The following is a 23290-nucleotide window of genomic DNA, read 5'->3' on the forward strand; positions in this document are numbered from 1 at the left end:
CACTACAACACTGAACGCGGTCACACCGCACTCGATGGCCACCCACCCATCAGCCGCGTTCAGTCACCAACCTCATGACCAAGTACAGCTAGCGGCGCGCCATCTCCTCGAGCCTGCGGATGCGGTCGGCGATCGGCGGGTGGGTCGAGAACCACTTCGCGAACTGTTCCCCCGAGCGGAACGGGTTCGCGATCATCAGGTGGCTCTGCGACACCACCTCCGGCTCCGGTGCGAGCGGCGCCGCCCGCGTCCCCAGCTCGATCTTGCGCAGCGCCGAGGCCAGCGCCAGCGGGTCGCCGGTGAGCTCGGCACCGGACTGGTCCGCCTGGAACTCGCGCGAGCGGCTCACGGCCAGGCGCACCACGGTGGCCGCGATCGGGCCGAGCAGCGCGATCAGCAGGAGCCCCAACGGTCCTGGGCCGTCGTCGTCATCGCCGCCGCCGAAGATTCCCGCCAGCAGCGCCAGGTTCGCGAGCATCGTGATCACGCCCGCGAGCGCGCCGGCCACGCAGCTGATCAGGATGTCGCGGTTGTAGACGTGCGCGAGTTCGTGGCCGAGGACGGCGCGCAGCTCGCGTTCGTCCAGCAGGTCCAGCATGCCGGTGGTGCAGCACACGGCGGCGTTGCGCGGGTTGCGGCCCGTCGCGAACGCGTTCGGTGCGATGGTCGGGCTCAGGTAGAGCCGCGGCATGGGCTGGCGCGCCTTCTGCGACAGCTCGCGCACGATCGCGTAGAGCACGGGCTGTTCGACCTGCGACACGGGGATCGCCCGCATGGCACGCAGGGCGAGCTTGTCGGAGTTGAAGTACGCGTAGGCGTTCACGCCCAAGGCCAACACCAGGCCGATGACCAGTGCCGTCCGGCCGAACAGACCGCTGATCACCACGATCAGCGCGCTCATCCCGCCGAGCAGCACGGCCGTCTTCAACCCGTTGAAGTGCTTGTGCACGGTTCCGCCTCCGGGTTTTACGTCCTACCTCTCAACGAACCAGGCCTCCTGCCAGTTCCGGTCGCCGTTTCCGGCGCGGCTTCCGCGGCCGGGTCGAGCGGTGGTGGCGGCGGAACCTTCTCGACCCACGTGGCCAGCACGTCGCGTTCGTGGACCAGTTCCGCCACGGCGCCGTCGCCGTCGATCGAGCCCGTGCCCGGATAGCCGAAGTCCGGCGCCCAGTGCAGGGCGTCGAACGGGCAGACCTCGACGCAGATGCCGCAGTACAGACATTGGCCGTAGTCGATCGCGAACCGGTCGAGCACGTTGCGGCTGCGCGGCCTCGCGCTTCCGGGCTGCTGCTCGACCTCGGTGTGCGACGTGATGTGGATGCACCAGTCGGGGCACTCGCGCGCGCAGATCATGCAGACCGTGCAGTTGGCCTCCAACAGCGCGATGACGCCTCTTGTGCGCGGCGGAAGGTTCGTCACGACGGCTCCTCTTCACGGCGCGGGCCCCACGACGGGTCCGGCACGCCAGGTGGTGCGGTGCGGCGGCGGCTCGGGGCGCTGGTGTTGTCCTCGCCCGGTTCGAGGCGGCCCGGCCACGGGCGCACGACGCGGGAGGCCAGCACGAAGTCCTTGCGCAGCGGGTGGCCCTGGAAGCTCTCGGGCAGCAGCAGGTGTTCGGGCTCGCCGTCCTGCACGGTGATCCCGAACATCTCGGCGGCCTCGCGCTCGTGCCACCGCGCGCCCTGCCAAAGGTGCGCGACGCTGGGCAGCCGGCCGGCCTCGTCGACCTCGGTCCGCAGCATCACGCCTTCGCGCGTCTGCGGGTTGATGACGTGCAGGAACACCGCGTGCCGCTGGCCGGACGCGCCCGGCCGGCCCGCGTCCTCGACGCCGAGCCAGTCGAACATCACGTAACCGCTGCTGTGGTGCTTGGTCGCGGTTTCCAGCCAGTCGGCGAGATCGACGTGGTGGATGGTCTGACCGAACGCGGTCTTTGGGGTCATGTGTTCACCAGCCCGTGGAGGGCCTTGAGGCCTTCGAGCAGCGCTTCCGGGCGCGGCGGGCAGCCGGGAACGGCGACGTGGACCGGCAGCGCCTGGTCGATGCCCTTGGTGACGCTGTAGGAGTCCCAGTACGGGCCGCCGGTGTTGCTGCAGGCGCCCACGGAGATCACGTAGCGCGGTTCGGGCATGGCCTCGTAACTGCGGATGACAGCGGGCAACATGACGTCCGTGACGGTGCCGGAGACGACGAGAACGTGCGCCTCGCCCGCGCCGTCGACCGGCGTGACGCCGAGGTCGGGAAGGCGGTCGAGAGCTGCCATCACTTCGACTCCGCAGCAGGCGAGCCCGAGTTCGAGGACGGTGACCCGGTAGGTGGTGCCCCAGTTCAAGACAACACTGTCCGGGCGTTCGGAAACGGTCACAACCAGCGAGGGTAATACTTGGGGGCCCACCAGCTTGCGCCTGGCGGACCCCCACCCCCCAATGATTCCCCCCGGAATCGGCTCCCACGCGTGGTCGCCGCAGATAGCTTTGTACACCGCGCCATAAGTGTCCAGAGATTTGCGAACAGGATCTGCAGATCATTTCTCTGCGAAATGCGGTCAAGTTCAGTTCAACTGATCGGTAGAACATCAGAGAGGGTTCCGATGTCCGGCTCGTCCCAGTTGGTGCTCCCCACGAGCACCTCCCTGCACCGCTTGCTGAACATGCCCGGCGCTCTCCTGGATACCACGCTGGACCAGCTCAGGACCCTGTTGACCGTTCACGAGACCCGTTCGGCGCTGCGGGCAGCACGGGCGTTGGGGCGCGAACAGTCGAGCGTGCAGAAGCAGCTGGACACGTTGAACAGGAACTTCCAGCAACTGTGCGGCGAACCGCTGGTGGTGAAGCAGGGACGCGGAAAAGACGTGCTGTTCACGCCGACTGGTGAGTCGCTCGTCGAATTGGCGCGGGACACGCTCGCGGAGTGGCTCGACGGAATTCACGAGTGCCGCCGCAAGCTCGGCACGACCGTCACCGTCGGCACGACGCGATACATGCTGGACACGCTCGCGAAGGCGTGGCACCACGTCGCCGACGAGTTCCGCGAGCGCGACGTGGACCTCAAGGTCGTGCACATCCGCACCAAGGACATCTGGGCGAAGCTCGAGACGCGCGAGGTCGACGTGGTGTGCGGCAGCGTCGTGACACGGGCCGGCGCCGGCTGGGAGCGCCCCGAGTTCGACGTGATCGAGTGGCGGCGCGGCGGGCTCGCGTTGCTCACGAACCTGCCGACGACGGTTGTCGGCGACCGCGTGCGGGTACCACAGCTGCGGTCGGTCCCGTTGGTCGTGCCGGGGGCGGGGCTGATCGCCGAGTTCCTGCGGGGCTGGTTCGGGCCGGACTACCGCCAGGGGCTCGACATCGCGGCCGAGATCGACGAGATCCAGTACGGCATCTCGCTGCTGCGCTCGAACCTCGTCCAGGGGGCCATGATCGTGACGTCTGGCTTGGGCGTGGTGGCGTCGAACAACGAACTCCGGGAGGGAGGCGGACTCCGCGTCGTGGAGCTCTCAGATGACTCGCTGGAGCGACTTGTGGGCGTTTTCGCCCGAACGGACGAGCTGTCGAAGCATCCGGCGGATCATCCGCTGAACCTGCTGTGGTCGGCCTTCAAAGCAGAAGCGCCCCGGCCGTAGCCGAGGCGCTCGCTGTTCCTTACTTCTTCGCGGGTGTCATGGCGTCGTGCTCAGGCCTCCGCTGTTCGACTTTGGGACGTTGCTGGGCTTTGGCCATCTTGGCCAGCCAGTTCGTCGCCTCCGAGCGGATCTTCGCCAGCTCGTCGTCGCGTGCCTGTTGCTCGTTCATCGGCCACTCCCTGCGTTCGGGGATCGCTTCGATGGGAGCACTACCGGGCGTGTACCCGCTAGGGCCGCCATGCTTGTGGGTGAACCTGATTGACAGCATCGCTCGCCGATAGGTTTCACGCACCCCGACACGGCGCGATTGGCGTCTTTAGTACCCCCGGTACCCGCCACCCAGGCCCATGCTGACCAGACCGGGGTGGTTGTGGAAGCCGCCGTAGCGCGCGTACGTGTAGCGCACGCCCGCGATGATGTTGTCGACCGGCGCGAGGATGTTGTCGTAGCCGGCCAGCTTGTAAGCGCGGAACGTCGGGTCGATGCACTGCATGAGGCCCTTGGACGGCGTACCGCGCAGCGCGTTGGAGTCCCAGTTGTTGACGGCGTTGGGGTTGCCGTTCGACTCCTTGATGATGATCGTGTAGATCTCGTCGATGCTGCTGTTGTCGATGTTCGTGCCGTTGGCCTGCAGGACCTTGATGGCTTCCTTGATCCAGCCCTCGATCTCGCGCTGCTTGGCCGGCTTGCGCATCTCGATCTGACGCTCGGCCTCGGCCTTCGCCGCAGCCTCGCGCTGAGCGTGCGCGTCCGCGGCGACCTTGCTGGCCTGCTCGAACGCCTGCTGCGCGTACATCTGCTGGAACTGCAGCAGCCGGCCGACCTGGTTGCCGGGGTTGACGTCGTGCACCGTCTGGATCGTCTTGGCCTGCTGGTCGGGGAGAGCGCCCAGCTCGGCCGCACCCGCGGCGAGTTCCGTCGAGGAGCCGCTGGTCGCGGCGTTGGCGATGGCTGCGGTGCCGGCAGCGACACCAGCTGCGACGACGATGGCGCTCACCCGGTGAGCGAGCGGGACCTTGTCGTCTTCGGCGCGATGCGCGCCGGCCTTCAGTTCTGCGTTGGGCACGACCGTGTACACGGTTCGGCCGGCGGCCTTGCTGTGCCGGGCCAAGGGGGAGCCTCCTGCGTCGGGGAGCTTGGCCACCAGACTTGCTCGGCGGGGGATTCCGGGCCGGACTTTGGACCCTATGTACTGCGGTTCCTGTGTCCTGCCGGTGACCAAACCGTTATCGGCGGGCGAGAACGTAACCTCGCGTCACGAGCGCAGGCAAGCTTGAGCGCCCGTTGGGTGACTCTCGTCACGTTTCCGATGAGTTGGACTATCCGTTGCTGACAGACAGTCAGCGAGCCGATTGCATCCTGCTTAAGTTCATCGTTGCCTCCTGACGAACTGGCGGAGCTGTCTGTTAGTTCGGTGTGAGCCCGGCTCTCGTTATGGGTTACCTCCACGACCACGCGATCGAGTGATGCCGTCACGCTTCGTAGTTGCATTGAGTTGTGTTGCGCTGACCTGCAGGTTCTTGATCGCTGGACAGCGTTTTCTGCGTCTCGAAGAGGGGTACGGAGCCGACGCCCTCGTGGTTCACTCGATGTTGTGGGTGATCAATCGGCGCGGTTCCGGGCTGCGCGGGAGGCCGTGCTTCAGGCGCGCCTTGAAGCCGCGCGCCCGTGGTGGCAACGCCGGCTCTTCTCGCTGCCCTCGCGCGCTTGGCACTCGTTCCGGCAGTGGGTCCGCGACGCCGACGCTCAGGAGGACGTAGCCGGGGCGTTCATCGAGTTCGCCGCGCTCGCGTTCGTGCTCGCCGTCGGGCTGCTCGTCGCTTGGGCGTGGCAGGAGGCGCCCGTGCCTACTGCGGTGCTGGTGGCGGGGGCTTTGGCGTTCCTCGGGTACGGCGGCGTGGAGTTCTTCCGCGAGCGCAGGCGGGGGCGGCTGACGGTGATCGCCGTGGGCGCCTTCGGCTTTGTTGCTCTGTGGGTGGTGCTGCCGTTGGTCGGCGCCCTGCCCTACTTCTTGTTGTACTGACGCCGCTGTTCCAGCGCCTTGACCGCCCAGTCCGGGCTGTCGAAGGGGCTCTCGTTGAAGGCGATGGCCGCATCCGGCTGGTGCCAGTGCACCAGGTTCACGACGGTCTGGAAGAGCTCGAGCAGTCCAGTCCCCTTGCGGATGCCGCCGCCGATCAGGACGGCGTCGTACTGCGTCTGCCGGAGCTTGTCGACGATCTTGGCCTCCGCCGCGCCGCCCAGCTCGGCGAAGTCGATCAGGAGGAGGTCCTCGGTGAGGCCGAGCTCGGCGAACAGCCTGCTGCCGTGCTCGATGCCTGCGGCGACGGGGGCTGGGTCGAAGCCGGGAATGGTGTGGGGGTCGAAGCCGATCGTGAGAATGTTGGGCACTCACCCGAGGCTATTCGTTCCGGACCATGCGGCGCCGACAAACCCGGGAGACAGCCCGTACGCACATGAATACGGTCGGCGGCATGCGTTCCCTCACGTGGCGGCCGCTCACCAGCGCGGACGCCCAGACGTCGGCCGACCTGCTCAACGCCATCGAAGCCGCGGACCAGATCGGCGAGTACTACACAGCGGAGGACACGCTCACGGAGCTGATCGACCCCTACGCGGACTTGGAGCGCGCGAGTCTCGCGGTCTTCGACGGTGACGTGATGGTCGGCTACATGAAGGTGCGCCACAAGCCGTCAGCCGAAGAGGTCCACCGGGTCACGCTGGACGGCGGAGTGCATCCGTCATACCGGCGGCGTGGAGTCGGTACTGCACTGGTGGAGGCCGGGATCTCGGCGGCGAAGGTCGTGCACGCGTTGCACCACCCGACGTTGAGGCTCGCGGTCGACGTCCACAAAGCCGAGAAGATCGCCGGAGTGCCCGAACTGATGCGGTCCCGGGGTTTCGTGCCCGCCCGCTACTACCAGCGCATGGAGCACCCGCTCGACCCGTTGGGCGAGGTCCAGGCGGGGCTGCCCATCGAGGCGTGGTCGGAGCAGAACGACGAGGACTTCCGCTTCGTCCGGAACGAGGCCTACGCGGACCACTGGGGCACGGTGCCGATGCCCGCGGACCTCTGGCAGAACAAGATCACCAACCAGACGTTCCGGCCAGAGGTCAGCTTTCTGCTGCGCGACGCTGATGGTGAGCCGGCGGGGCTGTTGGTGACCATGCACTGGGAGGCCGACACGGAGGCCACCGGGATCCGTGACGCGCACTTCATGGTCGTCGGGACGCGCCCGGAGTACCGCAGGCGCGGCGTTGCCAGTGCGCTGATCTCTCGTGCGCTTCGGGCCGCTGCCGAGCAGGGCTACGACCAAGCCAGCCTGCAGGTGGACTCGGAGAACGCGGCCGAGGTCTTCGAGAAGGCCGGGTTCGTGCCGAAGATGCGGTACGTGCGCTGGGCACTGGAGGCGTGACGGTGGCCAACTCAGACGCCTGCCCCCGCGATCGTCACGTCGGGCAACGGATTGGTCCCAGGAGCCTTGCCGAGATGACCGAGCCGCTGCCACGCGCCGGTCTCGTACCGGATCGTGTGGAGCAGGTCCGACGTCTTGGTGATGATCGCGATGTGCAACCTCTCGCCGGAAGCGGTCGCCGAGAACTTGGCGACGTCACCGGGGTAGCCGACCTCGTCGTAGACGTTCCGGAACCCGCTGCCCGTGTTGTCCGGTCCGCGAGTCTCGTGAAACAGCAGGCCACCGCTCGTCAACGCGATCACGTGCAGCTGAGTGCCGACCTGCGCGATCTGGACGTTCGTCAGCACGGTGCCGGCCGGCGGCTCGAAGCTGATCGGACCGGGTGACGTCCACGTTCCGTCGACCCGTCGAACGTACGGGTGCATGGTCTTTCCGTCCTCGTCCAGCACCATGAGCCGGCACTCGGCGCCGGCCCCTGTCAGCGATGCTCCGGTCGAGCGCGGCGGGATTGGAACCGAGGTGAGCGACGTCCAGTCGCCGCCGGCACGCCGAATCCTGTGATCCATCTCGGCGATCGAGACATTCCGCTGCACCATGTGCAGTTCGCCGGCGACGGCGGCGAGCGCGGTGTCCCGGGCGCTCAGGCTCGAATGGATCTCGAGCGACCAGGTGCCGTCCGCGTGGCGGGTCCGGATGTACGTCTTCATGGCGAGCGGGCTGTGAAAGCTCTGGTAGGCCAGTACTTCCTCGCCGTTCACCACCGCGGAGGCCATGTTCCTCTTGGTGAACTGGGTGCTCGACCGGTCGAGCACCGCGAAGCCGTCCCAGCTGCCGTCAGCTCGACGGATGTTGTGCCAGACCTCTTCGGCCGACATCGTCGCGATGTGGATGTCGGCGGGCACCTGGGCGAGCGCTGTCCGCCCCACTGCCGCCATCGATGAAGCCGCTACTCCCAGTACGAGCGGTAGTTGCAGAACAGTCCGTCTACGCATGTCGGCATCCCCCTGGTCGGGGCCGCTCTCCCCAAGCGGCCGCACTCGACACGCTATTGCGGCTACCGAGCTTGCCTTCACGTTTTGGTGATCTCGTGCACGACGAAGGCCCCCGGCGTCGTCCACGGGGGCCTTGGGCGAGCTGCACCTCGCCAAGTCAGGCGGCCTCCAAGACGAAGAACACGAAGCTCAGGAAGGCCCCGGACGGGAATTTCGCCATCTCATCGGGAAAGAGTTCATGGGCCTCCGGCGCCGGAGGTGGCTCGCTGATGACGGCCGTGCGGAAGCCCGCTGCGGTGAAGGCGTCGGTCATCGCGTGCAGCGGCCGGTGCCAGTAGGTGAGCGTGGCCTTCTGACCGTTGAAGTTGTACTCGTCGGACCACTTGGTGGTCGCGAAGTAGTCAGTCTCGCGATGCACCATCTTGAGGAGGATGGGATGGTTGACGACCACGATCAGCCGGCCACCGGGCTTCAGCACCCGCCGCAACTCAGCCAGCGGTGCGGTCCAGTCCTCCAGGTAGTGCAGGACCAGGGCGGCGACGCAGTCATCGAACGCGCCATCGGGGTACGGCAGCGGCTGACTGATGTCGGCGACCCGCAGGTCCGTGTCGTTGCCGAGGCGCTGCCGGGCCTGCTCCACCATTTTCGCGCTGCGGTCGAAGCCGGCCACGATGGCGCCCTTGTCGCGCAGCGCCTCGGACACGGGACCGGAACCGCACCCGGCGTCCAGAATCCGCCGACCGGTCACATCGCCGGCCAGGTTCACGATCGCGGGCCGGGTGTAGTAGGCGTTGAGGAGGCTGGTGTCGTTCACGGCCGTGTACGCCTCGGCGAAGAGGTCGTAGTCGTTTTCCACGGCCGATCATGGCGTATCGCAAATGATGATCCGCAGCTTCGTTCCACTTTTGCAGTTCCCTGTGGGGGTTGCTGGTCGTGGCCTCGTCTGTCGCGACGCTGACGTCGTGGCGCTGCTGTTGCTCCGAGCGCGCATGGACAGCGGAGGACCGGGATAAGGCCAGGTGAGCACAGGCACGTCAGGTGAGACAGAAAATCTATGGTGACGAGGGTAGACATCCTCCGTCGAGCCCAGGTACTCTTCTTCCTGTTGGACGAGAGATCACATGGCACGGGAGATGACGAACTACCCGTGAGATTGAGCGCAAGACGGTCAGGCGTGCCAGAGCCGCAACTCGAGTGCTCCAGGCAGGTGACCGAGGGCAGTCGGTGGAAGTGAAGCCGGCACGTGCATGAGGACCGGCGCCGACAGCCACGTGAGGAAAAGGTAGTAATCAGAGGAGAAGGGAAGGGTTGCACACCATCGGATCGCCCGCCTTCGGCTGAACTCTGCCGAACGGGTACCGCAGTTCCATCAGATTGGAAGGTGGTCTTCGGTTACGCACACGCGATCCCCGCTACGCCCGCTACTGACAGGGGTCACGCGGACAGAGAGAGTCGATCTCACGGTCGGCTAGGTGGAAGTGAAACCCAACAACCCTGGGGCCCCGGTGCTACTGCACCGGGGCCCCTCGTGATGCGGAGGCGCGATGACCCCAGGTAGTCATGAAGCAGCGGGCAACGAACCGCAAACCCCAGCCGAGAAGTTCGACGACGAGCACTACCCCGCCTACACGATGGGCCGGGCCGCGGAACTGCTCAACACCTCGGCGAACTTCCTGCGCAGCCTGGACGAGGCGAAACTCATCGAGCCGCAACGTTCGGCCGGCGGGCACCGTCGCTACAGCCGCTACCAGCTGCGTCTGGCCGCCCGTGTCCGCGCCTTGGTCGACCAGGGCACCGGCCTGGACGCCGCCTGCCGCATCGTCACTCTGGAAGACCAACTCCAGGAAGCTCGGGCACTCAACGCCAAGCTCACGCCTCCGCCAGCGCCCGAGGAGCCACACCCGCCATTGCAAGGCGTGTAACCCCATCCGAGCATCGGACGTCGACGCGAAGCTGAGCTCACCACGAGATTGCCGTGGTCGCAAAGCGGCAGACGGTGACCTGCTCACGCTGACGACGTTGGCAGCATCGGAGCAGGTCAACCGGCATATCAGGCCCTCATGCAGGAACTGCGGAACGGCACTGCGTGGGCGAGGTCTAGCCGCGCAGTTCCATCGTGCGGAGCTTCCAGACTCGCAGGCGCACGATCCTGACCTGCGACAAAAGCGTCAGCCACCTTTGATCAGCTGTTTGCGTTCCACACATGTTCCACAGCTGGGACTGCAGACGCGCCAAAGCTTGTGAGCTGCACGCACGCAGTGAATACCGGTGTCGACCACACCGCCGCTTCGTGTACTTTCCGCACTCGGACAAGCGTGACGTGGGGGCGGACATGGCTCTGGTGCGAAAGGGCTCTCGGCGGATCGTCGTTGACGGGATCGTCTACCGGTGGCGCATCCGGCACAAACCGTCGTACTGCCAGGGACTCGCCTGGACACCGTTGAACTACGCAGTCGAACAGGTCGACTCCGCAGGAACCGTCCTGGTCGTAAAGACTGGTCAGCCGCACCCGAGCAACTGGGTCAACGCCCCTATGGCTCCGATCAGGCCGGCTGACGTCGCCAACGACATCCGCGCAGCCCTCTCCCGCGGTTGGTCACCAAGCTGCCCTGGCAAGCCCTTTGTCGTCGACAGGTCGGCAGACTTCGTCTCTGGGCCGTGACCCACGACCAGACCGGCCCTGCGACCGTGCAACTTACGCCTGCCATGGAGATCGACAAGATCTTCTGGGAGACCAAGCAGGGCTGAGGTCAAAGCCCTGAGAACGACGCTGACCAGCGAAAACCTTGTTCGTCGGTCAGCGTCGTTTGTCGTCCCTGAGGGTTGTTTGACGGCCCCCAGACGGCCCAAGTTTGTCCTAATTGGACAGTCAGTTCCGGGAGAGTTCGCGGATTCAAGCCGCCAGATGATCGATCAGTCCACAGTCGGAGTCCCTTGCCGTCGCTGCCGAACGACCGAGGCGATCTCAAGGGCTGCCTGCTTTGGATCCTGGTGTTCCCATACCCGAATGCTGTGCCAGCCTGCTTCATGGAACCGCTTGTCTGTATCCCGGTCACGGTCGCGATTGGCTCTGACCTTGTCGGCCCAGAAGCCGGCGTTCGTAGCGGCCTTGGTGTGATGCTCGGGACATCCGTGCCAGAAGCAGCCGTCGAGGAAGACTGCGACCTTAGCGCGAGTGAAGACCAGGTCTGCGGTTCGCCGGATCTGCGGGAGCGGTCTAGCAGCCACGCGGTAGCGCAGTCCAAGTGCGTGCACCGCCGAGCGCAACGCCAACTCAGGCTTGGTGTCGCGACTGCGGTTGGACCGCATGCTGGCCCGCACCCCAGCCGATGATGCCCACGACTCGGTTGCCATGGCTCAAGCGTAAGAGAGTCGGCGTTGCCGCCCGGAAACTGCTGGTCAGGGCCTCGGGCTCGAGTTTGTCAGTCGTTCCTTGTAATGTCAGGTGCGATCTTGGGTGAGAGGAGACGACGTGCCCAGCTCTTTCAGGGTTGCGGGGCTGTTCGCGGGAATCGGTGGCATCGAGCGAGGCTTCCACGAAGCTCTCGGTGACGCGCTGGACACCGTGCTGCTCTGTGAGAACTGGGAACCGGCCAAGCGGGTACTTGCACACCACTTCGAGGGTGTTGACCTGCATCCTGATGTTCAGACGCTTCGTGACCTGCCCGCGGGACTGGACCTGCTGGCAGCTGGTTTCCCTTGTACGGATCTCTCCCAGGCAGGCAGGACAGCCGGCATCAAGGGCGCCCAGTCTGGACTGGTGTCCCATGTGTTCGAGATGCTTGAGGTCTTGAAGCGCCAACGGCAGCGCATGCCGTGGGTTCTCATCGAGAACGTGCCCAACATGCTCACGCTCGACCGCGGCGAAGCGATGGCGTACCTCGTTAGCGAACTCGGTGCGCTGGGCTACCGATGGGCATATCGCGTAGTTGACTCTCGGTTCACTGGCGTTCCGCAGCGACGCCGGCGCGTCGTTCTGGTCGCGTCGTGTACCGACGATCCTCGCTCGGTGTTGTTCTCTGACGAGCACCCAGGCATCGACGGAACGAACCTGCAAGACGATGCGTTCGGGTTTTATTGGACGGAAGGGCGCAGCGGAGTCGGTTGGGCACAAGACGCCACCCCGACCCTCAAAGGGGGCTCGTCGCTTGGGATCCCGTCTCCCCCTGCCGTGTGGCTTCCTAGAGCATCAGGCAGTCCTCGCTTCATCGTTCCCACTGTCGAGGACGCCGAGGCACTCCAAGGATTCGCGCGAGGCTGGACCGCACCCGCAGTCGACGACAACCGTCGCAACGGACCTCGATGGAAACTCGTAGGTAACGCTGTCACCGTTGGCGTAGCGAAGTGGATTGCCCAACGCATCCACAACCCTGGCGACTTCGACGCGAGTCGTTTCACCGAGAACACGACGAAGAAGCGTTGGTCCTCGGCAGGCTGGGGTGAAGGCGACCAGGCTTGGTCGGTGAAGATCAGCGAGTTCCCTCGACAAGAGCCATACAGTCATCTACTAGACGTGCTCAATGTCGATGAGTGCACGCCACTGTCGCACAGGGCCGCGAGCGGCTTCTGGAGCAGGTTGCAGACCACGAACCTCGGTCGACACCCTGGGTTCAGGGAAGACATGGCCGCCTACGTCGAGCACACACGCGCAAAGACCCAGCCTGTACCAGCCTGATAGGGCGAAACCCTCGCTTAGATGCGGCCGTACCGCTATCGTCGCTGATCATGTTTGGGCCGCGCCTCCTCGCCAGGTATCTGCAGAATCCCGGCGAACCAGATCGATACGGCAACAAGTGGCAGTACCACCCCAGGTCTGATCGCCACTCCAAGGTCGGCTGTTGGGGAGTCGCGCTCGATCTCCTGATCGAGTCGCCGCTCCTACGAGCGCACGCCGAGCAGGGCAAGATCGTGCTCGGCGTGAACCACTCGATGACCGACTACGCGACCGGGCGCAAGAAGAAGCTCGATCTGGTCATCGCGAGGCCGGCGGATGTGGACCAGAAAGTCAAACTCTCTTTCTCCGGCCTGGCTGAGAAGTTCAAAATCCCACTCACGCAAGCCGAGCAAGACGCCCTGTCCTCACTCCCGGAACTGCGTGTTGCACCAGTCTCATCGGTACTCATCGCGCTTGAAGCCAAGGCGTGCATGACCGAACACATCAAGTCACTACCTCGCCTCTACGACGAACTCAACTCTTCGCACGTCTGCGTTCATGGCGCTACCAAGCAGGCGCTTGCCATCGGATACGTGCAGATCAACGCCGCCAGCGAGTACATATCACCTACACGCAACGCCTTTTCGCTCGACGAACGTGAGCCTGAGGTGTCGCGGCATGACCAGCCACGCGTTGCTCAAGCCGTGCTGCAGAAGATTAGAGAGATCCCTCGACGATCGGCATCGTCCGAAGTCGGCTTTGACAGTATTGGCGTCACCGTTCTGGACTTTCGCAACGATGGCGGTTCCGTGACGCTGATTGAGGGTGCGCCCGCACCCCAGGCAAATGACACGTTCAACTATCAGAACATGATCAGGCGGGTAGCCACCGACTACGGCTCCATCTTCGCCCGTATTTGATGAGCCGCATCCTTCGCGCAAATTCACTCTCGATGGCGTCATACCGGGTCGACTAGACGCGAATCACGAGGGCACTGGAGACGAGGAGCCTTAGCTATCTGTCGGTGAGGGCTCACCGTGTCCGCAGACTCACGAAAAGTGGTCGTTGGCAGACGCTGCCTTACCCGTCGAGGCCGTTGCATGGGTGGCCAACTCCGAAGTTCCATCGTGCGGCACTTCCTCCAGAACAACACTGATGTCTGACCAGCACGAACGCGCCGAGGTCACGCAGGCGTCCCGTGACTGCCCCGAACACTGTTGCCGCAGACCGCCGAGAGCGTCTGACCAGCGCGTCAGATAGCTCGTCTGCTCACCTGCGTTGCCTGGGATCGACTGCGGTCCTGGTCGGCGCCTCGGCGGCGAGCTGTCCATAGGCGCGGCAGCCGAGCGCCAGGACCAGCTCGATCAAGCGAGCCAACTGAGCGCTCGTCACAACAGGTGTGCCCAATAGATGGTTATTGATTGTTCAGCCAGCTTCAGGTTTCGGGGGTTCCGTCTTCGTCAGAATCACGCCCTGAAAATGGGCCTCAATCAGAGTCGCTCGTTGAAGCCGCATCCCCGTCAGAGACTCTCCTTGAAGCTCAGCTGCCGCCACCCGAACCGCATCCCGGAACTGAGCCTCTGTCAGCATTGCGCCGCGGAGCCGCGCCCTTCTTAGGGACTCGCCTTGGATTTCTGCACCCACCAGATCTGTGCCGTAGAGATGTGCTTCCACCAGAACCGCGCCCTGAAGCCGCGCGCCCCGTAGATCCGCGTGCTGAAGCTGCGCATCCACCAGAAGCGCACCTTGGAGTTGCGCACCCCGTAGATCCGCTTGCTGAAGCTGCGCATCCACCAGATCCGCACTTAGGAGCTGCGTGCCCCTTAAATCCGCCCGCTGAAGTTCCACCGCCCTCAGGTCTGCCCTATGTAGCTGCGTATTGCTCAGATTCACTCCTGCCAGTCGCGCACCTTTGAGTTGCGCGCCTTCTAGGTGCAAATCACAGAGATTGATTTGGGCCCGCTCACACCCAGCACGATCTGGGCGCCTACCAAGTGCCGTTAACGCGGCTTGCACATCAGCCGCAGGCTCCTCCGGCAGCGCTGCAACCCCCGGTTCGATCGGTGGGTGCATCCACTGCGTAACAGGGACGGACTCAGTGCTTCGGCGAGGAGCTTGATCGCGGATGAAGGCCACTAAAACTTCGACGGTATCGCCGTGATGCTCTGATGAGTCGCGCATCACGTGCTCCAAAGCGTGCACCCCGCCGATGCGCACGTAAAGCTCTTCGGAGCCGAGGCGCTCAAGCGCCTTAGTGAACCGCTCAGTAACCTGCCCGCGATGCGCCAGCCTGTAGTTTCGCGCCGTATAAAGAAGTCCAGTGCCAACAACAAGGGCACCACCGACGGAGATCACAATCAAGCGTGCGTTGTGTTCGGCCTGCAAGCGCTGCTCAGGCGCAACTCTAGACAACACATCCCGGTTCACCAGAAACTCTGGGGCATGCCAGATCGCCAATACATAAAACACCAAAGCAATCAGGCCGCCGAGCACATACGCGATTGGTCGGATGATTGCTACGACTCGGGCAGGGATGGTCACAACCACGATAGACCTCGATCATCGGTCGACGTCTGTTACACCGTAGGCGTCGAAGGCTGCACTAGTGGTCTCGTGGATACAGCAGTGGCCCCAGGTACACCGAGGAGAGAGCTTACGCTGTGATCCTTGCGCAGGATCTACAGTCGGGCCTGCGATATCTAGCTTGAACTGCGGCTTTGCTGCGCGACCCTCAGGGGCGGATGCCGCTGTTCCGCGCATGTTCCGGAAGCCCTGACCAGCGGAACGCTTGGCTCTTCCCGGTTTGACCTTCTCGATGCGAACTGCTGGCAGTGCAGCCGATCGTGGTCTTTGCCGAGGTCAGATGGTCGATACCGGCCCGTTCACGATCACCCCTAGTCGGGTACGGTTGCTGTACTTCGCTGCTGTATAGCTAGCTCTTGACCAGGCACTACTCCAGTGACTCCGCAGTTGATGGATCTTCACCCGTCACTGCTTCCAAGTAGCCCCATCGTCCCTCGTGGTTGGGCAGCCGTGCCGCCTCCTCGCTGTCAGCTTCGACGACTACCAGGCCAGTTGGCCAGTTCCGCCTAGGCTCGACGACTACCAGGCCATTTGGCCAGTTCCGCTTCAACGACGGAAGTACATCTAGCCGAACTCGTGCTTTATCGAACAGCGGAAGCCCTGTGAACGTCGCCCCTGTGAACCAGGCGTCCCCGCTGAACGTCGCCTTGTCGAACCTGGCGTACCCGCTGAACGTCGCCTTGTCGAACCCGGCGTCCCCGCCGAACGTCGCCTCGTCGAACCTGGCGTCCCCGCCGAACGTCGCCTTGCCGAACCCGGCGTCCCCGCCGAACGTCGCCTTGCCGAACCCGGCGTCCCCGCCGAACGTCGCCCCGCCGAACCCGGTGATCCCGCTGAACGTCGCCTCGTCGAACCTGGCGTCCCCGCCGAACGTCGCCTTGCCGAACCTGGTGATCCCGCTGAACGTCGCCTCGTCGAACCTGGCGTCCCCGCCGAACGTCGCCTTGTCGAACTCGGCGTACCCGCTGAACGTCGCCCCTGTGAACCAGGCGCCCACGCTGAACGTCGCCCCGCCGAACCAGACGCCCTCACCAAACGTCGCCTTGTCGAACCCGGCGTACCCGCTGAACGTCGCCCCGTGGAACCCGGCGTCCTCGCCGAACGTCGCCCCGCCGAACCCGGCGTGCCCGCCGAACGCCACCCCTGTGAACCCGGCGTGCCCGCCGAACGTCGCCCCGCCGAACCCGGCGTACCCGCCGAACGCCACCCCTGTGAACCCGGCGTGCCCGCTGAATGTCGCCTCCTGGAAACGACCGGTTCCGATCCGGCAGTCGCTCAGATTGAAGTCGATCAGAGTTGCGCCGGTCAGATCAATATCTATCTCGGCGCCTGGTTTGCCCCAGTAGGTGGTCAAGGGCCGGCTCGGGCTGGGGCCTGGGCGTAGATGATCCGCAAGGATGCGCTGGGCTGTCAGCCGAACCTGGAGTTCCTGTTTCAGGACTTCCGGTGTCACTGAAGGCGTGTGCTCGGCCGAGGCATGGGGCTGGGCGTCAGCGTCTGACTCTGCTACCAGCCCGGCGGTGGTGTTCTTAGACGACGTGGGTAAGTCGTACGGCATGCGGAGGTAAGCGCACAACACGTTGACGATGGTCTGGCGCTGGCTGGGTGTGCCCTGCGCCAAGTCCTCCAGTGCGTACATGCCAGCAAGTCGGACCGGCGCTTTGTCGCTGCCAAGTTGGTCCGATGCCTTGGTGAACCGCTCAGCGAACAGTTTGATGTCCTCACGCTGTTCGGCTACTTCGCCCAGGTGCTGTTTGCGGTAAGCGATCACCAGCGCCACCACCGCGCCTACACCACCGATCAAGGCAAGCACGATCTTGGCGAACTCGAAACTGTTAGCGGTCGTCCAACTGCCCGCTTGACGTAATGGCGGGCGGCCCAGCAGCCACCACAACAGCACTCCAATGGCCACCGCGGATACCACTGCGGCCATCAGCACAAGAGCAACATGGACGCCGAGCCTCATCCGAGAACGCGGCTTGTGCTTGGCGGACCGGTGTAGACGCATGACATAGCGTCATACAAGGTCACCGGGGTCCAAACAAACCGCCTGGCCGGTCATACGATTCCCCGATGGCAAGCCTGTGGGCTGGTCGATGCCCCCCAAGGCATCGAGCTGTCCATAGGCGCGGCAGCCGAGCGCCAGGACCAGCTTGACCAAGTCAGCCACACGGCGCTCGTTCTAACCTGAGCGCTCCACTCCCCGGACACCATCCCGACATGAAGCCGATCTTGTGGACAGTGGTGCCGGGTCAAGACACGCGTCCCAGTCTTGACCCGGTGCCGCTGGCCGTGGTTGATCATGGCGTGTCGGGATGATGCTCCGCGGCTTCGTTCTCTTTCGCGGTTCCCTGCGGGGGCCGGTGGTCGTGGCCTTGTCCGTCGCGGACAGCCCCGGTTGCCTCGTCGGCGCCGACGCGGGCCGCCAGGCCCGCTTGGAGGCGCCGACAACACTGTCCGGGGCTGAACTCCGCGACGGACTCGGGCACGAACGACCAGCGGCCCCCACAGGGGGCCGCCTTGATGAAGAAAAGAAACTCTGAACACCGCAGCTGGTGCCGACAAGTCGTGGGCCGTGGGCTGGGCGACACCCCGGCGGCTCAAGAGTCGCTGTCGGGTGACCGCCTCATAGCGTCAAGAATGTTTTGGCGTGCACGGGCTCGTCGCTGCTCCTCTGGGTCTTCGGCCGACGCTAGTTGTGATTGCGGCCAAGCTACGTCGTTGGCGGCCGAGGTCCTGAGGCTCGCACCGCAGCGATCCGTCGCTCTCAGAATCACCTCAGGCGACGCTTCAGCGGGCCAGATGATCAGTAGGTAGTGCTCGACGGGGTCGTTCGACACCATGTCGTATTTGAGATCACGCCCCCGTGCATGCACTCGAACGCGGTAGGAGCCGGGTCCCTCGGTGCTCAGCAGCGGTAGATCATCAGGTGGTCCTTGCTCGAAGGAGTCGATACGGAGGTTCCCCTCGTCGGAAGTGATCGATACTTCGACGATCTCATCCCACGGTCCAGCATCGACTTGTGCCGGCGGTTGTGCGGTGAGATCGAGCATCAGGCGCACATACCCGCGGTCAATGCCGGTGTAGATGAGCGCTCCAACGTCCATGACCTTGATGAGGCCGTTGGACCAGCTGCCTGACTCAACGGGGAGTTCGCCGTCATCAAGCAGTCCGAACGAGTGATCCGCTACGTGAACGTTCGCCCATTTGGTCACCATGCTCGCCACCTCACGCCAATATCAACACATCCAAAGCCTGGCATGGCCTCAGGCAGCGGTCCACACCACTGCCTGAGGCACATCTGTCACTGCCATCCATAGGTTCTTGGCGTGCTACTTATTCAGAACAGTGACTGGGCAGGTTGTTCGCCGACCCGACTGACGTCCTCACGGGCCGATCAGCACACGCCAGGGATCGCCGTCGAGTACGCGCGTTCACGCCGGAAGAGCTGCGTGTGGATACCGCCCTGGGCGTTGTTTTCCGTCGCCTTGATCATGCAGACGCTGACACCGTCTGGTCCGGTGCCAGGAGCAAGTACGAACAGGAGGGGGAACGCCATGTCCGAGCTGCCTAACCCAGACGAAGACCTGATGACCGTGGCCGTGGTCTGCAAGCTGCTGAAGATCAGCCCGGACACGTTCTACCGGTGGCGGCAGCTCGGCAAGGCCCCTGTGGCTTTCCAACTGCCCAACGGTCCCTCCGCATCGCGATGTCGGACTACCGGGCCTGGCTCGGTGAGCGGAGGAGTGAGGCCGCATGAAGCCGACGTTCAAGGTCCGGTTCTGGGCCATTCAGCACAAGAAGACGCGACGGCGGCCTTATGGCGTCTGGTGGGTCACCGAAGGTCAAGAGCACTCCGAGTGGTTCACCCTCAAGACGCAGGCAGACAACCGGCGCTCGGACCTGATGCAGGCTGCTCGCCGTGGTGAGCCGTTCGACGTCGCTTCCGGCCTGCCTGAGTCGGAGTACCGGGAGCGCAACGCGAAGTCGCTGCTCGTCCTGGTCCAGGCGTACATCGATCACCACTGGCAGACCTCGGCGCCAAACACTCGTCGGCGTCATGTCGACACGATGGCCGTCGCCGTCGCGGCCTACGTCCTGCCGGACAAGTCGGCTCCTGACGAGAAGCTGCTTCGGCGGGTCCTCACGACCTGCCTGCTTCCAGCCAACCGGCGAGAGCGTGAGCTGTCTCCCGAAGAGGAGAAGGCCGCGCGGTGGATCGAGCGGGTATCGCGTCCGGCGCGCGAGCTGTCGGACAAGATCGAGGCCGAGAAGCTGTTGCAGGCCTTGTCCCGGAACCTCGGCGGGAAGACAGCCGCGTCCTGGACCACCCGCACCCGGCGAGGCGTCCTACATCACGTTCTGGACTTCGGCATCGACACCGAAGCGCTCGACACCAACCCCATCCCCCGAACGAAGGTCGCCGTGGAACGTGGCAACAGCGAGGTTGACCCCCGCGTCGTGCTCAACCCCAAGCAAGCTCGTCAGGTGCTCGCCGCTCTGACCTACGCGGGCACGACCACCGGTCAGTACGACTACCTGTACGCCTTCTTCGCGACCATGTACTACGGCGCGATGCGGCCGGCCGAGGTCAACCGCCTACGCGAACAGGACTGCAAGCTGCCTGACTCCGGCTGGGGCGAGCTGTTGTTGGAGAAGTCCGCGTCACGCGCAAACGCTCGCTACACCGACTCGGGCGAGACCTGGGAGGTTCGAAACCTCAAGCGGCGTGCAGAGGGCTCGATCCGCAGAGTCCCGATCCCACCGCAGCTGGTGAAGATCCTCCGTGCGCACGTCGAGCGGTTCGGGGTCACCGATGACGGACGGCTGTTCCGTGGAACGATCAGCGGCGGACCGATCAACGCCACGGTCTACACGGATGCGTGGGACCGGGCGCGCAAGCTGGGCCTGAGTCCTGAGCAGTACCGCTCACCGCTCGGCAAAGACCCGTACGACCTGCGACATGCAGCCGTCTCGACCTGGCTCACGGCAGGCGTTCCTGCGGCTGAGGTCGCGGAGCGGGCGGGCCACACCGTCGACGTCCTGTTGAAGGTGTACGCGAAGGTTCTAGACGGGCAGCGGGACAGGTCCAACGACAAGATCGACGGGACGTTGGACAAGTAAGACGTTGGGCGTTCGCGCAGCTCAGAGAGCCCGTTATGTGCAACTGGCCACGCGACAACTGCGCCGCGGATAATCTCGCCAGGTGATCAATATGGCGGTGCGCGGTGTCAGCGGGAACGTCGTGGCTCGCGCCAAGGCTGGCGTGGAATGGACGGCCGACTTCGCCAACCTGGACTCGGCGAGCTTCCCGATGCTCTCGGCTCTGATCCCGTACGGGGACGCTATGTTCAACGAGCGGCAGATACCGCTGCTGCTGGCGGAACTCGACCGGCTCCCCGCTGCCTGTGATGGCGATTGGGTCGCGCAGGCGCGGGAGTTGTGTCATGTCGTCGAGCGCGGGATTCACCTGTATCTGTGGTTCCTCGGTGACTGACCGCACCCGGTCTGCACCAGCTTCCGGAGATTGCACGGTCAGCGAGACAGGTCCAACGACAAGATCGACGGGACGTTGGACAAGTAAGAGGTAGAGTGTTCGTGCAGGTCAGAAGGCCGCTGGCGATCATCGCCGGGGGCCTTTTCTGTCCCGTGATTGTCCCGTGGAGCGTGACAACGCCCGTCGTTCAGCGCCGGTCAGTGACAGACGGTGTTCCACTCTGGAAACAGATCTGCGCTGGTGAGGACGCGTTTTGAGCCCTCGACCAGCGCAGAGTCAGAACTACAAAGAGTGACCGATCAGCCCCGGAGTTCCATCGTGCAGCACTTCGGGCCGCCGCCCGACTTGCGGAGCTCCGAGATGTCCACCAGCACGGGCTCGAAGCCGCGCCGTGCCACCTGCTCGGCCAGGTGGGTGGCCTCCAGCGGCATCACGACGTGCTTGCCGTCGGACACCGCGTTCAGGCCCAGGCAGACGGCGTCGTCGTCGTTGGCGATCACCGCGTCCGGGAACAGACGGCGAAGAACCTGCTGCGAGCCTGGGGAGAAGGCTTCCGGGTAGTAGGCGACCAGGGGTGACGGGGACTGGTCGTCGAGCATGAACAGCGCCACGTCGAGGTGGTAGAAGCGCGGGTCCACCAGTTGCAGGGAGACGACCGGGACGCCGAGGACTTCCTGCGCCTCACCATGAGCATGAGGGTCCGTGCGGAAGCCCGTGCCGGCCAACAGCAACGAGCCGGTCCAGGTGAAGTCGCCCTCGGCCTCGTTCACGGCGGTGGGCATGACCACGGACTTGTAGCCGGCGGTCAGGAACCAGCGGCGGAAGTGGTCGGCTTCGGCGGAGCGTTGCGCGGCGCGGAAGCGGGAGCCCAGGACTCGGCCGTCGATGACCGTGCCGCTGTTGGCCGAGAAGACCATGTCGGGCAGGCCGGGCACCGGGTCGATCACCTGAACCTCGTGGCCGAGGCGTTCGTAGGTTTCCTTCAGCGCGGTCCACTGCTCCACTGCCAGCGCGGTGCTGGTGGGCGTAGTCGGATCCATCCACGGGTTGATGGCGTACTCCACCGTGAAGTACGTCGGCGGGCACATGAGGTACCGACGGGTCGTCGGCATGCGCGTCGGCGCTAGGGGTGCGGCGATGTCGAGCGTGATCGGCTCGCCGGGCCCGGAGATGGATACGGTCATGGATCGAAATGTAAAGGTCGGCCAGACCATCGATCAACGCCGCGACATTGCGTTAACTAGGGCAGAATGTTGCGTGTGGACAGCATCGACCAGCGAATCATTTCGTGCCTGATGGCCAACGCGCGATCCAGCTACGCGGAGATCGGCAAAGAGGTGGGGTTGAGTGCGCCCGCGGTGAAGCGGCGGGTGGACAAACTGCTGGACAACGGGGTGCTCAGAGGGTTCACGGCGGTGGTGGATCCGGAGGCGCTCGGGTGGGGCACCGAGGCGTTCGTGGAGGTGCACTGCAAGGGGAACGTGGCGCCGCACGACATCCAGCACCGGTTGGAGCCGATGGCCGAGGTCAGTGCGGCTTACACGGTGTCGGGGGCGGCGGACGCGATCGTGCACCTCAGGGCCGCGGACATCCACCACCTGGAGACTGCGCTGGAACGGCTGCGGGCCGTCGAGATCATCGACCGGACCGTGTCGACCGTGGTGCTGTCCCGGCTGCTGGACCGGCCGCCGGCACCCTAGGCTCCGCGCCATGGCTGAGGTTCTGCTGGAGCTCAACAACTCCATCGCCGTGATCACGATCAACGATCCGGAGCGGCGCAACGCGCTGACGATCGATCTTTCGAACCAGCTCGCGGACAAGGTCGCGGAAGCAGAGCAGGAAGCCAACGCGCTGATCGTCACGGGTGCGCCGCCCGCGTTCTGCGCGGGTGCGGACCTCACACAGCTCGGCAACTCCAAGGACGAGGGCCTCAGGAACATCTATCGCGGGTTCCTCGCCGTGGCCAACGCCACTATCCCCACGATCGCGGCGGTCAACGGAGCTGCGGTGGGTGCCGGGCTCAACCTCGCGCTCGCGGCGGACCTGAGGATCGCTGGGCCGAAAGCGCGGTTCGACGCGCGGTTCCTGCAGCTCGGCATCCACCCCGGCGGCGGCATGACGTGGATGTTGCAGAGGATCACCAACCGGCAGACCGCGACGGCCATGACGCTGTTCGGGCAGATCTTGGACGCGGACCAAGCGCTCAGCACCGGACTTGTCTACGCAACGGCCGAAGACCCACTGGCAGTGGCAAAAGAGCTGGCCAAGGCGTCTGCCGAGGCACCCGCAGCACTCGTGCGGACCATCAAGGCCACGATGCGGGCGACCGATGAAATGCACGACCACGCGGAAGCGGTCGAGACCGAGCTGCGGCCACAGGTCGCTTCGATCGACACTCCAGAGTTCGCTGCCAGGCTTGCCGCGATGAAGGCTCGGATCAGCGGTAGGTAGGTGTTACCTTGGGTAACAGGTATCGAGGGTGACGTGTGCCGCATTCGGGTATCCGCTGGTAGTGCTGTGCTTACC

At 64.8% G+C, this 23290-nt stretch carries 24 protein-coding genes and 1 pseudogene; 10 read left to right on the plus strand and 15 right to left on the minus strand.

What is annotated here, in order from left to right; translation table 11 throughout:
* Positions 1-88: 88 nt before the first annotated feature.
* Genes htpX through DI276_RS42885 form a run of 4 tightly spaced genes read right to left on the minus strand, consistent with a single transcriptional unit; the run spans position 89 to position 2365 of the window.
* Entirely contained in the window at positions 89-949 is an 861-nt protein-coding gene (gene htpX, locus DI276_RS42870) for a zinc metalloprotease HtpX (RefSeq protein WP_112274879.1), read from the minus strand.
* 17 nt (positions 950-966) lie between these two features.
* Positions 967-1419 carry a 4Fe-4S binding protein gene (locus DI276_RS42875; RefSeq protein WP_112274881.1) on the minus strand — a complete coding sequence of 151 codons (453 nt, stop codon included), beginning with the start codon at positions 1417-1419 and terminating at the stop codon, positions 967-969.
* Positions 1416-1943, minus strand: a complete 528-nt coding sequence (locus DI276_RS42880; RefSeq protein WP_112274883.1) for an NADH-quinone oxidoreductase subunit C — start codon at positions 1941-1943, stop codon at positions 1416-1418. The genes DI276_RS42875 and DI276_RS42880 overlap by 4 nt, the downstream gene beginning before the upstream one ends.
* A complete protein-coding gene (locus DI276_RS42885) occupies positions 1940-2365 on the minus strand; it encodes an NADH-quinone oxidoreductase subunit B (RefSeq protein ID WP_232837310.1) in 426 nt (141 codons plus the stop codon). Before DI276_RS42885 ends, DI276_RS42880 begins: the two co-directional genes overlap by 4 nt.
* A gap of 225 nt (positions 2366-2590) precedes the next feature.
* Between DI276_RS42885 and DI276_RS42890 the strand changes: the two genes are divergently transcribed.
* The gene (locus DI276_RS42890; protein WP_112274887.1) at positions 2591-3622 is read left to right on the plus strand and encodes a LysR family transcriptional regulator; all 1032 of its coding nucleotides are present in this window, start codon (positions 2591-2593) and stop codon (positions 3620-3622) included.
* Positions 3623-3641: 19 nt separating this feature from the next.
* Here the strand turns inward: DI276_RS42890 and DI276_RS50545 are convergent, their stop codons facing one another.
* Complete coding sequence (locus tag DI276_RS50545) at positions 3642-3791, minus strand: hypothetical protein (protein ID WP_156094437.1); 150 nt, start codon at positions 3789-3791, stop codon at positions 3642-3644.
* Between the two features lie 147 nt (positions 3792-3938).
* Positions 3939-4289: pseudogene (locus tag DI276_RS53555) on the minus strand (transglycosylase SLT domain-containing protein); the annotation flags it as partial.
* A gap of 927 nt (positions 4290-5216) precedes the next feature.
* Here DI276_RS53555 and DI276_RS42900 point away from each other — a divergent pair.
* Complete coding sequence (locus tag DI276_RS42900) at positions 5217-5645, plus strand: hypothetical protein (protein ID WP_112274889.1); 429 nt, start codon at positions 5217-5219, stop codon at positions 5643-5645.
* On the opposite strand, the gene DI276_RS42905 is transcribed toward DI276_RS42900, so the two are convergent.
* Positions 5627-6013 (minus strand): hypothetical protein, encoded by a 387-nt coding sequence (locus tag DI276_RS42905; RefSeq protein WP_112274891.1) that lies wholly within the window; start codon positions 6011-6013, stop codon positions 5627-5629. The two genes, DI276_RS42900 and DI276_RS42905, sit on opposite strands and share 19 nt — an antisense overlap.
* A gap of 83 nt (positions 6014-6096) precedes the next feature.
* On the opposite strand from DI276_RS42905, the gene DI276_RS42910 reads away from it, so the two are divergent.
* Positions 6097-7038 carry a GNAT family N-acetyltransferase gene (locus tag DI276_RS42910; protein ID WP_112274893.1) on the plus strand — a complete coding sequence of 314 codons (942 nt, stop codon included), beginning with the start codon at positions 6097-6099 and terminating at the stop codon, positions 7036-7038.
* 11 nt (positions 7039-7049) lie between these two features.
* On the opposite strand, the gene DI276_RS42915 is transcribed toward DI276_RS42910, so the two are convergent.
* A complete protein-coding gene (locus DI276_RS42915; protein WP_157985315.1) occupies positions 7050-7973 on the minus strand; it encodes a hypothetical protein in 924 nt (307 codons plus the stop codon).
* A 214-nt stretch (positions 7974-8187) separates the two neighbouring features.
* Positions 8188-8886, minus strand: coding sequence for a class I SAM-dependent methyltransferase (locus DI276_RS42920; protein ID WP_112274897.1), 699 nt, complete (start codon positions 8884-8886; stop codon positions 8188-8190).
* 688 nt (positions 8887-9574) lie between these two features.
* Here DI276_RS42920 and DI276_RS42925 point away from each other — a divergent pair.
* On the plus strand, positions 9575-9952 hold the full coding sequence (locus tag DI276_RS42925; protein ID WP_112274908.1) for a MerR family transcriptional regulator: 378 nt from the start codon (positions 9575-9577) through the stop codon (positions 9950-9952).
* Between the two features lie 991 nt (positions 9953-10943).
* On the opposite strand, the gene DI276_RS42935 is transcribed toward DI276_RS42925, so the two are convergent.
* A complete protein-coding gene (locus tag DI276_RS42935) occupies positions 10944-11384 on the minus strand; it encodes a very short patch repair endonuclease (RefSeq protein ID WP_112274910.1) in 441 nt (146 codons plus the stop codon).
* A gap of 118 nt (positions 11385-11502) precedes the next feature.
* Between DI276_RS42935 and DI276_RS42940 the strand changes: the two genes are divergently transcribed.
* Complete coding sequence (locus tag DI276_RS42940) at positions 11503-12705, plus strand: DNA cytosine methyltransferase (protein ID WP_112274911.1); 1203 nt, start codon at positions 11503-11505, stop codon at positions 12703-12705.
* Positions 12706-12755: 50 nt separating this feature from the next.
* Positions 12756-13604 (plus strand): hypothetical protein, encoded by an 849-nt coding sequence (locus DI276_RS42945; protein WP_112274912.1) that lies wholly within the window; start codon positions 12756-12758, stop codon positions 13602-13604.
* Between the two features lie 505 nt (positions 13605-14109).
* Here the strand turns inward: DI276_RS42945 and DI276_RS42950 are convergent.
* From DI276_RS42950 to DI276_RS50550, 4 genes are all read right to left on the minus strand, one after another.
* Positions 14110-15225 (minus strand): pentapeptide repeat-containing protein, encoded by a 1116-nt coding sequence (locus DI276_RS42950; RefSeq protein WP_157985316.1) that lies wholly within the window; start codon positions 15223-15225, stop codon positions 14110-14112.
* 409 nt (positions 15226-15634) lie between these two features.
* A complete protein-coding gene (locus tag DI276_RS42955) occupies positions 15635-17233 on the minus strand; it encodes a pentapeptide repeat-containing protein (RefSeq protein ID WP_157985317.1) in 1599 nt (532 codons plus the stop codon).
* 634 nt (positions 17234-17867) lie between these two features.
* On the minus strand, positions 17868-18485 hold the full coding sequence (locus tag DI276_RS42965) for a hypothetical protein (protein ID WP_157985318.1): 618 nt from the start codon (positions 18483-18485) through the stop codon (positions 17868-17870).
* Between the two features lie 179 nt (positions 18486-18664).
* Positions 18665-18826, minus strand: coding sequence for a hypothetical protein (locus DI276_RS50550; RefSeq protein ID WP_157985319.1), 162 nt, complete (start codon positions 18824-18826; stop codon positions 18665-18667).
* A 197-nt stretch (positions 18827-19023) separates the two neighbouring features.
* On the opposite strand from DI276_RS50550, the gene DI276_RS42975 reads away from it, so the two are divergent.
* Positions 19024-20391 carry a tyrosine-type recombinase/integrase gene (locus DI276_RS42975; protein ID WP_112274921.1) on the plus strand — a complete coding sequence of 456 codons (1368 nt, stop codon included), beginning with the start codon at positions 19024-19026 and terminating at the stop codon, positions 20389-20391.
* Positions 20392-20473: 82 nt separating this feature from the next.
* Positions 20474-20764, plus strand: coding sequence for a hypothetical protein (locus DI276_RS42980; RefSeq protein ID WP_112274924.1), 291 nt, complete (start codon positions 20474-20476; stop codon positions 20762-20764).
* Between the two features lie 299 nt (positions 20765-21063).
* Here DI276_RS42980 and ddaH read toward each other — a convergent pair whose 3' ends face one another.
* The gene (ddaH, locus tag DI276_RS42985; RefSeq protein WP_232837337.1) at positions 21064-21876 is read right to left on the minus strand and encodes a dimethylargininase; all 813 of its coding nucleotides are present in this window, start codon (positions 21874-21876) and stop codon (positions 21064-21066) included.
* A 147-nt stretch (positions 21877-22023) separates the two neighbouring features.
* Between ddaH and DI276_RS42990 the strand changes: the two genes are divergently transcribed.
* Both DI276_RS42990 and DI276_RS42995 read left to right on the plus strand, forming a co-directional pair.
* A complete protein-coding gene (locus DI276_RS42990; protein WP_089948968.1) occupies positions 22024-22464 on the plus strand; it encodes an Lrp/AsnC family transcriptional regulator in 441 nt (146 codons plus the stop codon).
* 10 nt (positions 22465-22474) lie between these two features.
* Positions 22475-23215, plus strand: a complete 741-nt coding sequence (locus tag DI276_RS42995) for an enoyl-CoA hydratase (RefSeq protein ID WP_112274928.1) — start codon at positions 22475-22477, stop codon at positions 23213-23215.
* Positions 23216-23290 lie beyond the last annotated feature (75 nt).

This window comes from Lentzea terrae, from assembly GCF_003265345.1.
GTDB lineage: Bacteria > Actinomycetota > Actinomycetes > Mycobacteriales > Pseudonocardiaceae > Lentzea > Lentzea terrae.

Coding starts and splice junctions, on each gene's coding strand:
- DI276_RS42925 (WP_112274908.1), top strand. CDS start 9,575: ATGACCCCAGGTAGTCATGAAGCAGCGGGCAACGAACCGCAAACCCCA.
- DI276_RS42965 (WP_157985318.1), bottom strand. CDS start 18,485: ATGGTGACCAAATGGGCGAACGTTCACGTAGCGGATCACTCGTTCGGA.
- DI276_RS42910 (WP_112274893.1), top strand. CDS start 6,097: ATGCGTTCCCTCACGTGGCGGCCGCTCACCAGCGCGGACGCCCAGACG.
- DI276_RS42945 (WP_112274912.1), top strand. CDS start 12,756: ATGTTTGGGCCGCGCCTCCTCGCCAGGTATCTGCAGAATCCCGGCGAA.
- DI276_RS42915 (WP_157985315.1), bottom strand. CDS start 7,973: ATGGCGGCAGTGGGGCGGACAGCGCTCGCCCAGGTGCCCGCCGACATC.
- DI276_RS42995 (WP_112274928.1), top strand. CDS start 22,475: ATGGCTGAGGTTCTGCTGGAGCTCAACAACTCCATCGCCGTGATCACG.
- DI276_RS42935 (WP_112274910.1), bottom strand. CDS start 11,384: ATGGCAACCGAGTCGTGGGCATCATCGGCTGGGGTGCGGGCCAGCATG.
- DI276_RS42880 (WP_112274883.1), bottom strand. CDS start 1,943: ATGACCCCAAAGACCGCGTTCGGTCAGACCATCCACCACGTCGATCTC.
- DI276_RS42975 (WP_112274921.1), top strand. CDS start 19,024: ATGAAGCCGACGTTCAAGGTCCGGTTCTGGGCCATTCAGCACAAGAAG.
- DI276_RS42890 (WP_112274887.1), top strand. CDS start 2,591: ATGTCCGGCTCGTCCCAGTTGGTGCTCCCCACGAGCACCTCCCTGCAC.
- DI276_RS42955 (WP_157985317.1), bottom strand. CDS start 17,233: ATGAGGCTCGGCGTCCATGTTGCTCTTGTGCTGATGGCCGCAGTGGTA.
- DI276_RS50545 (WP_156094437.1), bottom strand. CDS start 3,791: ATGAACGAGCAACAGGCACGCGACGACGAGCTGGCGAAGATCCGCTCG.
- ddaH (WP_232837337.1), bottom strand. CDS start 21,876: ATGCCGACGACCCGTCGGTACCTCATGTGCCCGCCGACGTACTTCACG.
- DI276_RS50550 (WP_157985319.1), bottom strand. CDS start 18,826: ATGGCGTTCCCCCTCCTGTTCGTACTTGCTCCTGGCACCGGACCAGAC.